Source organism: Albidovulum sp. (assembly GCF_049646345.1).
In the GTDB taxonomy this organism is placed as follows: Bacteria; Pseudomonadota; Alphaproteobacteria; order Rhodobacterales; family Rhodobacteraceae; genus Albidovulum.
The window spans coordinates 1-9,823 of sequence record NZ_JBARVQ010000723.1 but is presented as its reverse complement, the minus strand read 5'-3'; the positions used below and the strand labels follow the sequence as shown (position 1 = coordinate 9,823).

General features: G+C 61.4%; 10 protein-coding genes and 1 tRNA gene. 1 reads left to right on the top strand and 10 read right to left on the bottom strand.

The features are described 5' to 3' along the window. Both WBB85_RS18875 and rlmN read right to left on the bottom strand, forming a co-directional pair. Positions 1-293: amidase family protein (locus WBB85_RS18875; RefSeq protein ID WP_432640135.1), on the bottom strand; the 293-nt coding region annotated here is incomplete at its 3' end. A 66-nt stretch (positions 294-359) separates the two neighbouring features. After that, on the bottom strand, positions 360-1,556 hold the full coding sequence (rlmN, locus tag WBB85_RS18870) for a 23S rRNA (adenine(2503)-C(2))-methyltransferase RlmN (protein WP_432640134.1): 1,197 nt from the start codon (positions 1,554-1,556) through the stop codon (positions 360-362). A gap of 122 nt (positions 1,557-1,678) precedes the next feature. On the opposite strand from rlmN, the gene WBB85_RS18865 reads away from it, so the two are divergent. Beyond that, positions 1,679-1,752, top strand: a tRNA-Cys gene (locus tag WBB85_RS18865). 201 nt (positions 1,753-1,953) lie between these two features. Here WBB85_RS18865 and WBB85_RS18860 read toward each other — a convergent pair. From WBB85_RS18860 to crcB, 8 genes are all read right to left on the bottom strand, one after another. Further along, entirely contained in the window at positions 1,954-2,748 is a 795-nt protein-coding gene (locus WBB85_RS18860; RefSeq protein WP_432640133.1) for an amino acid ABC transporter ATP-binding protein, read from the bottom strand. Positions 2,749-2,759: 11 nt separating this feature from the next. Continuing rightward, positions 2,760-4,235 carry an amino acid ABC transporter permease gene (locus WBB85_RS18855; RefSeq protein WP_432640132.1) on the bottom strand — a complete coding sequence of 492 codons (1,476 nt, stop codon included), beginning with the start codon at positions 4,233-4,235 and terminating at the stop codon, positions 2,760-2,762. A gap of 1 nt (position 4,236) precedes the next feature. Then, positions 4,237-5,514, bottom strand: coding sequence for an amino acid ABC transporter permease (locus WBB85_RS18850; RefSeq protein WP_432640131.1), 1,278 nt, complete (start codon positions 5,512-5,514; stop codon positions 4,237-4,239). A 126-nt stretch (positions 5,515-5,640) separates the two neighbouring features. After that, positions 5,641-6,657, bottom strand: coding sequence for an amino acid ABC transporter substrate-binding protein (locus WBB85_RS18845; RefSeq protein ID WP_432640130.1), 1,017 nt, complete (start codon positions 6,655-6,657; stop codon positions 5,641-5,643). A gap of 204 nt (positions 6,658-6,861) precedes the next feature. Further along, positions 6,862-7,581, bottom strand: coding sequence for an ATP12 family chaperone protein (locus WBB85_RS18840; RefSeq protein ID WP_432640129.1), 720 nt, complete (start codon positions 7,579-7,581; stop codon positions 6,862-6,864). Continuing rightward, positions 7,578-8,249 (bottom strand): HAD-IA family hydrolase, encoded by a 672-nt coding sequence (locus tag WBB85_RS18835; RefSeq protein ID WP_432640128.1) that lies wholly within the window; start codon positions 8,247-8,249, stop codon positions 7,578-7,580. The genes WBB85_RS18840 and WBB85_RS18835 overlap by 4 nt, the downstream gene beginning before the upstream one ends. Next, on the bottom strand, positions 8,246-9,292 hold the full coding sequence (locus WBB85_RS18830) for an RluA family pseudouridine synthase (protein ID WP_432640127.1): 1,047 nt from the start codon (positions 9,290-9,292) through the stop codon (positions 8,246-8,248). The genes WBB85_RS18835 and WBB85_RS18830 overlap by 4 nt, the downstream gene beginning before the upstream one ends. Then, positions 9,289-9,666 (bottom strand): fluoride efflux transporter CrcB, encoded by a 378-nt coding sequence (gene crcB / locus WBB85_RS18825; RefSeq protein ID WP_432640126.1) that lies wholly within the window; start codon positions 9,664-9,666, stop codon positions 9,289-9,291. Before crcB ends, WBB85_RS18830 begins: the two co-directional genes overlap by 4 nt. Positions 9,667-9,823 lie beyond the last annotated feature (157 nt).

Genomic DNA, 9,823 nt, shown 5'->3' with positions numbered 1-9,823 from the left:
TCCAGAAGGCGCGAACCGCTTTCGGTGGCCACCCCGGCACTGTCGAAGAGATCCTTCCATGAGATTGGCACACCGTCGAGCAGCGACAGGCGTTGCCCAGCCATGGCGCGTCTCGACGCGGCGGCGGCCTCTTCCAGCGCCCGGGCCTCAGTCACGCGGGCATAGATGCGGTCACGGTATTCGTGGCTGCGGATCGCATCGAGATGGGCGGCAGTCAGTTCCTGCGCGTCGATCTCGCCCCGCCCGATCGCACGGCCCAGATCGCCCGCGCTCATCTCCCGCCATTCCGACATGGATACCTCCGCCGCTATCAGAAACGACGGTAGCGCCCTGGCCACATCATTGCCAGTGGGCGCAGTTCAGGTGCCGGACAATCCCGCTTCGGCAGCAATCTCGGCCCGGCTCTTGCGGGCGCGTTCGGTCGCGGATTTCAGCTGGCCGCAGGCCGCCATGATGTCCTCGCCCCGCGGGGTGCGTATGGGCGAGGCATAGCCCGCCTTGTAGATAATGTCGGCGAAGGCCTCGATCCGCTCCCAGTCCGAGCGCTGATAGGGGCTGCCCGGCCATTCATTGAAGGGGATGAGGTTGATCTTGGCGGGGATGCCACGAATGAGCTTGACCAGCCGTTTGGCATCCTCATCGCTGTCGTTCACGCCCTTCAGCATCACGTATTCGAAGGTGATGCGTTCGGAGTTCGACAGCCGTGGATAGTCGCGAAGCGTTGCCAGCAGCGCCTCGATGTTCCAGCGCTTGTTGATCGGCACCAGACGGTCGCGGATCTCATCTGTGGTGGCGTGGAAACTGACCGCCAGCAGACAGCCTATTTCCTCGGCGGTCTTGGCGATCTCGGGCACGACACCACTGGTCGAGAGTGTGATGCGACGGCGCGAAAGCGTCAGCCCCTCGCCATCCATCACCACCTTCATCGCGTCGCGGACATTGTCGAAGTTGTAAAGCGGCTCGCCCATGCCCATCAGGACGACATTGGAGACCAGCCGCGTTTCGTTCTTCGGCGCGCCCTGTTCGGGCCATTCGCCCAGATCGTCACGCGCCAGCATGACCTGACCGACAATCTCGGCCGCCGTGAGGTTGCGGACCAGCTTCTGCGTGCCGGTATGGCAGAAGGAACAGGTCAGAGTGCAGCCGACCTGCGACGAGATGCAAAGCGTTCCCCGGTTTTCCTCGGGGATATAGACCGTCTCAACCTCATGCCCGCCAGCGATGCGCAGAAGGTATTTGCGGGTGCCGTCGGCCGAGACCTGACGGGTGACAAGTTCGGGCAGCGCGATTTCGAATTTCTCGGCCAGCATCGCCCGGTAATCCTTGGCGAGGTTGGTCATCTGGGCAAAGTCGCGCACACCCCAATGATAGATCCACTGCCAGACCTGCCCGACCCGCATCTTGGCCTGCTTGTCCGGCGTGCCCGCCGCGATCAACGCCTCGCTGAGCTGGTCGCGCGTCAGCCCGACAAGGTTCACCCGCCCGCCTTCCGGCAGCTTGCGGGGAATGGTCACGACATCCTGCGTGACGGGGGCGGTCGGTTTGGCGTCTGACATCGGCGGGGTCCTGCGGATCAAGATCGTCTCATATAGGCGATCCGGAAAAGAAACGGAACACCCCCCTTCGCAGCCCGTTGACGCTGCGCGCCACCCACGCTAGACAACGCGAGCCTCGGACCGGCGGGTTGGCGGAGAGGTTACGCAGCGGATTGCAAATCCGTGAAGACCGGTTCGATTCCGGTACCCGCCTCCACATCTTTTCAAAGACTTGCAAAAACAATGTGACCGGAACCGAGCTTTTGCGTTCTGCATTGGAGCGGAATCATCTGACCGAGCCGTACAGATCAGCTTGGTTGGCAATGGCGGTACGGTTGCTGCCATTTGATCGACAGTTTTCCCGACAAACGAAAAAGCCCCGGTGAAGACCGGGGCTTTTCCTTGCATCTGGCGGCTGTCAGTGCCCGAGAATCTGGCTGAGGAACAGCTTGGTCCGGTCCGATTGCGGGTTATTGAAGAACTCTTTCGGCTCGTTCTGTTCGACGATCTGGCCTTGATCCATGAAGATCACCCGGTTCGCCACGGCCTGGGCAAAACCCATCTCGTGGGTCACACAAAGCATCGTCATCCCTTCTTCAGCGAGCTCGATCATGGTGTCGAGAACTTCCTTGATCATCTCGGGGTCGAGCGCCGAGGTCGGTTCGTCGAAGAGCATGATCCTCGGCTTCATACAGAGCGAGCGGGCGATGGCCACGCGCTGCTGCTGACCACCCGACAACTGGCCGGGATATTTCAAGGCCTGTTCGGGGATCTTCACCTTTTCGAGGAAATGCATCGCTGTCGCTTCGGCTTCCTTCTTCGGGACCTTGCGGACCCAGATCGGGGCGAGCGTGCAGTTTTCCAAGATCGTCAGATGCGGGAAAAGGTTGAAATGCTGGAACACCATCCCGACCTCGGAGCGCACCTTGTCGATGTTCTTAAGGTCGTTGGTCAGTTCGATCCCGTCGACAACGATCTGCCCCTGCTGGTGTTCCTCCAGCCGATTGATGCAGCGGATCAGCGTCGATTTGCCCGAACCGGACGGGCCGCAGATAACGATGCGTTCGCCCCGGTTCACGGTCATGTTGATGTCGCGCAGGACGTGGAACGCCCCGTACCACTTGTTCATTCCACTGATCTGGATCGCGACTTCATCCGAGATCTGCATGTGGCTGCGGTCAATCTCGCGGGTAACGGCATGTGGGTCCGACATATGGACTCTCCTTAACGATGTTCACGCTGCAGCTTGTTTTCGAGGTACATGGAGTACCGCGACATGCTGAAGCAGATGATGAAGAAAATGGCGCCGACGAAGATATAGGGCTCCCAGTAGATGCCCTTCCATTCGATCGAAGCCCGCACGGCGTCGGTGATACCTTTCAGAGGATCGAGAAGTGCCACGAAGACGACCAGCGTGGTGTCCTTGAAGAGCCCGATGAAAGAGGACACGATGCCCGGAATCGAGATCTTCAGCGCCTGTGGCATGATGATCAGCCTTTGCGCCTTCCAGTAGTCGAGGCCAAGCGCGTCGGCCGCCTCGTACTGGCCGCGTGGCAGGGCGGCGAGGCCACCCCGGATCACCTCGGCAATATAGGCCGCCGAAAAGAGTGTGACCATGATGATGACGCGCAGGATAATGTCGAAACTTGTCCCCTTCGGCAGAAAGTACTGCAAGAGCAGTGACGCCGTGAACAAGAGCGTGATCAGCGGCACACCGCGAATGAACTCGATGAAGCCCACGCAGAGCGCCTTGACCAGCAGCATGTCTGAACGTCGGCCGAGCGCCAGGATGATCCCCATCGGCAGGGAAATCGCGATCCCGGCAAGACCGATGGTGAAGGCAAGGACGAAGCCACCGAATTCATCCGAATCGACTCCGCGCAGCCAGAAGGGCTGGCTGCGTCCAGTGATCCCGGTCAGGGTGTCTGTCAGAGCGCCGGCCGCGAAGTACCACCAGAGGACAGCCGCGACGGCACCAACCCCGGCAGCGACAATTGTGCCCGACACTGGCGCGGAAAAGCGAAACGCGACCCCACCGACTACGAAGCCCAGCATTGCCGTGACAGGCAGCCAGATCGACCCGCCCCAGAGCAGCCAGAAGGCCAGACCAGCATAGACGCCCGAGAACCAGAGAAGGTTCACCGGCCATTTCGCACCGCGCGCGCCCATCACGCCGGTGATAGCGGCGATAAGAACGAGGATGCCGACCGGTAGCCATTCGCCATACGAAAACGACAGCCACAGGACCAGGACGGTGATGACGCCCCCGGCGATCCAGAGCTTGTTCGATTTTTCGGTGAACAGCACTGGAGCCAGCGCCACCAGGAGGAGCAGCAGTGCCAGGATCGGTCGCCAATAGGCGGTCGACGGGTAGAAGCCGAACAGGAACTGGTTCCAGCGTTCGCGGATCATCGCCCAGCAAGCACCGTGGGCATGTTCCCCCCAGTTCGCCGCAATGATCTCGCGGCATTCGCCAAGGGAATTGGCGTTCCAGACGCCGTGCAGGAACCACGGCAGCGCCAGCTTCAGCAGATAGACGATGGTGACAAAGCCGATCACCGTCAGGATCGAGTTGACCCAGCCGGAGAACAGGTTCTCGCGCAGCCATTTGACCACCCCGGCTTCCGATACCGGCGGCGCCACGGGTGGCAACATCGCGTCACGGACAAAAAGGGCAGAGTTTGCGTTCTGATCAGACATCTCAGCGCTCCTTCAACCGGACAGCGTTGTTGTAGACGTTCATCCCCGACGAGATCAGCAGGCTGAGCGTCAGGTAGATGAGCATCAGGAGAAGCATGCATTCAAGCTCTCTCCCGGTCTGGTTCAACGTGATGCCGCCAAGCGTGCCGCGCACATCCATGTAGCTGACCGCAATCGCCAGCGACGAATTCTTGGTCAGGTTCAGGTATTGCGAGATGAGCGGCGGGATGATGACCCGCAACGCCTGCGGCAGGATGATCAGGCTCATCGTGCGGCCGGGACGCAGGCCAAGGGCAAAGGATGCCTCGGACTGGCCCTTGGAGATGGCCATAATACCGGCGCGCACGATCTCCGCGATGAAGGCGGCGGTGTAGAGCGTCAGGCCCAGCCACAGCGCCATCAGTGAGTTCGACACCAGAATGCCACCGGTGAAATTGAAGCCGCCGAGTGTCGGGATTTCCAGATGGAAGCCAAGCACGATGAGAAGCACGATGAGCGGTCCGAAGACCGTCAGCACACTTTTCCACCAGGTCACGGGCCGGACCCCGGTCGCCTCCTGTATCGCGTTGGCACGTGTCTTGATCATCCGGTATCCGAAAAGACTGGCAAGGACGACGGCAATGATAGCGACAGTGTTTAGACTGATCGGCAGGAAGCCGATATTGACCTCGCCCAGTGAGCGTTCGTAAAGCGCCTTGGGAATGAAAGTGCCGCGATTGGTGATTGCAACCGTATTAAAGGCGGACATCGCAGCTGCGGGCTCTTCGCCCGCTGCAATCATCTCGTCCGTAACCTTAAAATCGCGCGGCTGCGGCGTTACCTCAGTAAATACAGCGAATACCACAAGTATCCATAGAAGCACCGGCACGTTGCGGAAAATTTCGACATAGACCGTCATCAGACGCGAGACGAGCCAGTTCTTTGACAGCCGCAACACCCCGACAATCACTCCGATCACCGTCGCCGCGACACAACCGAGCACCGCCACGAGGACCGTGTTGATCAGTCCGACCAGCAGCGCCCGGAAATGCGTGTCGTCGTTTGTATACGGGATCAGATACTGGTTGATGTCATACCCGGCCCGGTTCCAAAGGAATGAAAAGCTCAGATCCTTACCGCGCTCGGCGAGGTTGTCGAACAGATTGCCCAGCAGCCATGAAACGCCAAGCATGAAAAGAATAAGGACGACGATCTGGATGGTGATCGCACGATACCGCGTATCGTAAACAAGCATCCCTAGCCGAAAGGATTCCTTCGGCGCGTCAGCGGCTGTAGCCATGATTTTATCCCCGTTGTCGAAGGCACTTGCGGCTTTGCCGTCTATTCGGGACGTGATGCCCCGGCCTTCGGACTGTTCTCGATGGACGAAAGGCGCGCGGTTGTCCGCGCGCCTTTGGTGTTCAGATCAGCGGAACGGCGGCGTGTAGAGCAAACCGCCCTGGGTCCACTGCGCGTTCAGGCCGCGGGCCAGGCCGATCGGGGTCGATTCGCCGAGATACTTGGCGAAAATCTCACCGTAGTTGCCTTCGGCGGCAATCGCGCGCTTGGCCCATTCCTTGTCGAGACCGAGCATCGCGCCAAGGTCACCCTCGGTGCCGAGGATCCGGTTGACCTCCGGGTTCTCGGTGCCTTTCGACAGTTCTTCGACATTGGCCGAGGTCACGCCGAACTCTTCTGCCGCGATCAGCGCATTGAGCGTCCAGCGGTTGATATCGGCCCACTGGTCGTCGCCATGACGGACGAGCGGCCCAAGCGGCTCTTTCGAGATGATTTCCGGAAGGATGATGTGGTTTTCCGGATCGGCGAAGACCGCACGCGTCGCGGCAAGGCCCGAAGCGTCGGTCGTGTAGGCATCGCAGGCACCGGCGAGGTACTGCTGTTCACCTTCAGCGTTGGTCTGGATCGCGACCGGCTGGTAGGACATGTTGTTGACCTTGAAGAAGTCAGCAAGGTTCAGCTCGGTCGTGGTGCCGGTCTGAATGCAGACCGTGGCGCCGTCCAGTTCCTTGGCCGAAGAGACGCCGAGATCCTTCTTCACCATGAAGCCCTGACCGTCATAGTAGTCCACCCCGGTGAAGGTGAACTTGAGGTCCGCATCGCGCGAGAAGGTCCAGGTGGTGTTCCGGGCCAGCATGTCGATTTCGCCCGAAGCGAGAGCGGTGAAGCGGGTCTCACCGGTGGTCGGCACATATTTCACCTTGGACGCATCGCCCAGAACGGCAGCAGCGACGGCCTTGCAGATAGCCACGTCGAAGCCCTGCCAGTTGCCGGCCGCATCCGGGGCCGCAAAGCCCACAAGACCGGTGTTGACGCCGCAGATCAGCTCGCCGCGGGCCTTGACGTCGTCCAGCGTTGCCGCCGACGCATGTCCGGCCAGCAACGTGGTCGCGGCCAACGCCCCGAGGAATACCGATTTTTTCATTTTTACCTCTTCCTGAGTTGCCACCCCATTCGGGGCAGTCTGTTTGGGTCGAGTGGTTCGAACCCTGTTTAGCGGGGCATGCGCCCCAGCGACCGCAGTTTTGAACGATGTGATGCCCACGTCAAGGTCGCAAACGGCCGCAAATGTGACCGAAACCAGATTTGACAGATCGAATTTCAAGGTGACGTAAGGTCGCACGAAACATTATTCCGGCGACGCGGACGAAAGTTCCCAAAAATGATGCGCCTGTAGAAAGTCCATCCGCTTCAATGCCGCATTGGCGGACGCTTCCTCATCCTCGCCCCATTGCCCGGCCTGCCAATCCTCGTCGATCCGGGAAAACGCCCAAAGGGATTCGGCGTCGAATTCGGCCCGTGTCGCAGCGAGGCCGAGGATCAACGAACCGCTGAGACCGACCAGATCATAGAGTGCCGTCAACTGGAACTGCGTTGTCGCCCGGACCTCGTCGGCGAGCCGTGCGAGGGCTTCGGTAGGCTGGGCCACGGGTGCCACGCCGCGCGTAACCTTCAGGCGCGTGCCATACGCCTCTGCCGCCCAGTCGAGCAGCGGATCCCAGGCCTCTGCCTGCGCTGCAACCAGCGCCTCCGGCGCTTCGGCCCGGTAACACAGCAGGTCCGACCCGCCATAGTCCGCCACCAGTTGGGCGACCTCGTCAAATTGCACCGCGACTTTGTCGATGGCGGCATTGACGCGGCGCGTGATTGGCATCAGGCGCGGATCGACCTTGTCTTCGACCGCCGCCCATTCGGCCGCGACCGCCTCGGCCATCGCGCGGCTTGGCATCAACAGCGGCGCTTTCGACGGCGTGCGGACGGACCGTGCATCAAGAAGGACGGCATACCCGCCTTCTTCCTGCGCAACGGTCACCGCCTTCCAGAACCGTATGACCGTCCAACCGCTCATGCCGTCTCCCAAATCTGGTTTATCGCAGCGGCAAGCGTCTCAGCCGTATCGACAATCCGCCCTGCCCCGGCTTTTGCCAGCGCCTCGGGCCGGTGATAACCCCAACTGACGCCGATGGTGCGAAACCCGGCGGCCCGGCCCATCTCGATGTCATAGGTGGTATCGCCGATCATCACCGCATCCCGCGCCGCGACCCCGGTTTCGGCCAAGGCGGCCAACAGCATCGAGGGATGCGGCTTTGACGGGTGATCGTCGGCAACCTGGGTGGTCATGAAACAATCCTGCAAGCCATGCACATCCAGCACATGTGTCAGGCCCCGCCGGGACTTACCCGTCGCAACACCAAGCAAAATCTCAGGGTCCGCGCCCAGCGTCGCCACAAGTGCGCCAAGCCCGTCGAAAAGCGGCGGCTGCCAGTTGGCCCGCATCCGTCCGAAACTGCCCTTGTAAGCCTCAACCAGATCGGCCTGAATCGGACCCGGCAGATGCGGGACAAGGCGGGCCATCGCCTCGGGCAGAGACAGCCCGACGATCGACAGGATATCCGTGCGGGCAGGAAGGGGATGCCCGACCGTCGCAAAGGCAAGCTCCATCGCCCCGTGGATATGATCCTGGCTGTCGACGAGCGTGCCGTCGACATCGAAGACCACCAGACGCAGTCGGTTCATATTTCCTCCGCGAAGGGATCGGCGGGGACATCGGCCTCGGACCAGCCGAGCGTCTTCCAGGTGCGTTTCATGTGATCGGGCACGGGTGCCGTCAGGGTGATGCGCTTGCCGGTGATCGGGTGATCGAAACTGATCGAGCGGGCATGCAGATGCAGCTTGCGGCTGATATCGCCGCCAAGCTGCGCGCCCCAGCCATCGCCGAGGTTTTCCTGCCCCGAGCCGCCGTATTTCCCGTCGCCCACAATCGGATGGCCAAGCTCGGCCATATGGGCGCGAAGCTGATGGGTGCGTCCTGTCACCGGGACAAGCGCCACCCAGGCGGTGCGGGTGCCAAGCGCGTCGAGAACGGCGAAATCCGTGGTCGCACGTTTAGCACCCTCGGTCTCATCGACCTTCGAGGGGTGGATGGCGATCATCTTCTCTGCCTCGCCGCCGCGGCCATGACCCGACGCTTTCACGAGGCCAAAGCGGATCGTGCCCATCTTGGGATTCGGCACACCCGCAACGGCGGCCCAGTAGATCTTGCGGGTGGTGCGGGACCGGAATGCTTCGCTAAGCGCACGGGCGATGCGGCCGGTACGGGCCAGCAGCAGGACACCGGACGTATCCTTGTCAAGCCGGTGGACCAGCTTCGGCTGATCCTTGTAGCCGAACATTAGCGCGCCACCCAGACCGTCGACATGGCGGTTGCCCTGCCCCGATCCACCCTGGCTCGGCAGGCCCGGCGGCTTGTTCAGCGCGATGATGTGCTCGTCCTTCCACAGGACTGCGGCCTGGATCATCTTGGCATCGGCCGCGCTGATCCCGGCCTCCGGCTTCGGTGATGTGGGGTCCGACTTCGGTAGGGGCGGCACGCGCACCTCCTGCCCCGGCTGCACACGGGTCGCGGCCTTGACACGGCCGCCATCGACGCGGATCTGGCCGGTGCGGCACAGCTTCTCGATCTGACCTTGCGTGATCTGGGCAAAGCGTTTCTTCAGCCAGCGATCAAGCCGGCTTTCGCCCTCATCGGCCGAGACGGTCAGCAACTTGACCCCACTCATGCGAAAACCCCTCTGGCGGCTGCCATTCCAACCACGATGGCGATGAGTGACAGGATCACCGAGCCCAGCACATAGGTCGCAGCAAGACCCGTCTGCCCCCGCTCCCAGAGCGTCAGCGCATCGAGCGAGAAGGCCGAAAAGGTGGTGAAGCCGCCAAGCAGACCGGTCATCAGAAAGGGCGCCATCCGGGTTGCGTCTTTATGGGCCAGCGCCACGACAATGACACCCATCAGGAATGAGCCGACGACATTGGCTGCGACCGTACCCCAGGGAAAGCCGGGGCCGATCAGCCGCATCGCGGCGACATTGGTCATGTAGCGGGCCGAAGCGCCGAGCGCGCCGCCAAGGGCCACCTGAAGCAGGGTCTGGATCATGGCGCCGTCTTCTTCCGCCCCAACCGCAAAGTCAACACTTGGCTGTTGGATGGCGCATTCGCTGCGGCCTGCGGAATATCAGTTTTTGAGGAGGAGCTTCTGACGCTGACCACCGAATTCGCAATTTGTATTGGTTGCATTGAGCCCTTTGCGGTCG

What these genes read in the sequence shown, in the direction of transcription:
- rlmN (WP_432640134.1), bottom strand. Translation starts at nt 1,556, where the DNA reads ATGTCAGACGCCAAACCGACCGCCCCCGTCACGCAGGATGTCGTGACC.
- WBB85_RS18860 (WP_432640133.1), bottom strand. Translation starts at nt 2,748, where the DNA reads ATGTCGGACCCACATGCCGTTACCCGCGAGATTGACCGCAGCCACATG.
- WBB85_RS18855 (WP_432640132.1), bottom strand. Translation starts at nt 4,235, where the DNA reads ATGTCTGATCAGAACGCAAACTCTGCCCTTTTTGTCCGTGACGCGATG.
- WBB85_RS18850 (WP_432640131.1), bottom strand. Translation starts at nt 5,514, where the DNA reads ATGGCTACAGCCGCTGACGCGCCGAAGGAATCCTTTCGGCTAGGGATG.
- WBB85_RS18845 (WP_432640130.1), bottom strand. Translation starts at nt 6,657, where the DNA reads ATGAAAAAATCGGTATTCCTCGGGGCGTTGGCCGCGACCACGTTGCTG.
- WBB85_RS18840 (WP_432640129.1), bottom strand. Translation starts at nt 7,581, where the DNA reads ATGAGCGGTTGGACGGTCATACGGTTCTGGAAGGCGGTGACCGTTGCG.
- WBB85_RS18835 (WP_432640128.1), bottom strand. Translation starts at nt 8,249, where the DNA reads ATGAACCGACTGCGTCTGGTGGTCTTCGATGTCGACGGCACGCTCGTC.
- WBB85_RS18830 (WP_432640127.1), bottom strand. Translation starts at nt 9,292, where the DNA reads ATGAGTGGGGTCAAGTTGCTGACCGTCTCGGCCGATGAGGGCGAAAGC.
- crcB (WP_432640126.1), bottom strand. Translation starts at nt 9,666, where the DNA reads ATGATCCAGACCCTGCTTCAGGTGGCCCTTGGCGGCGCGCTCGGCGCT.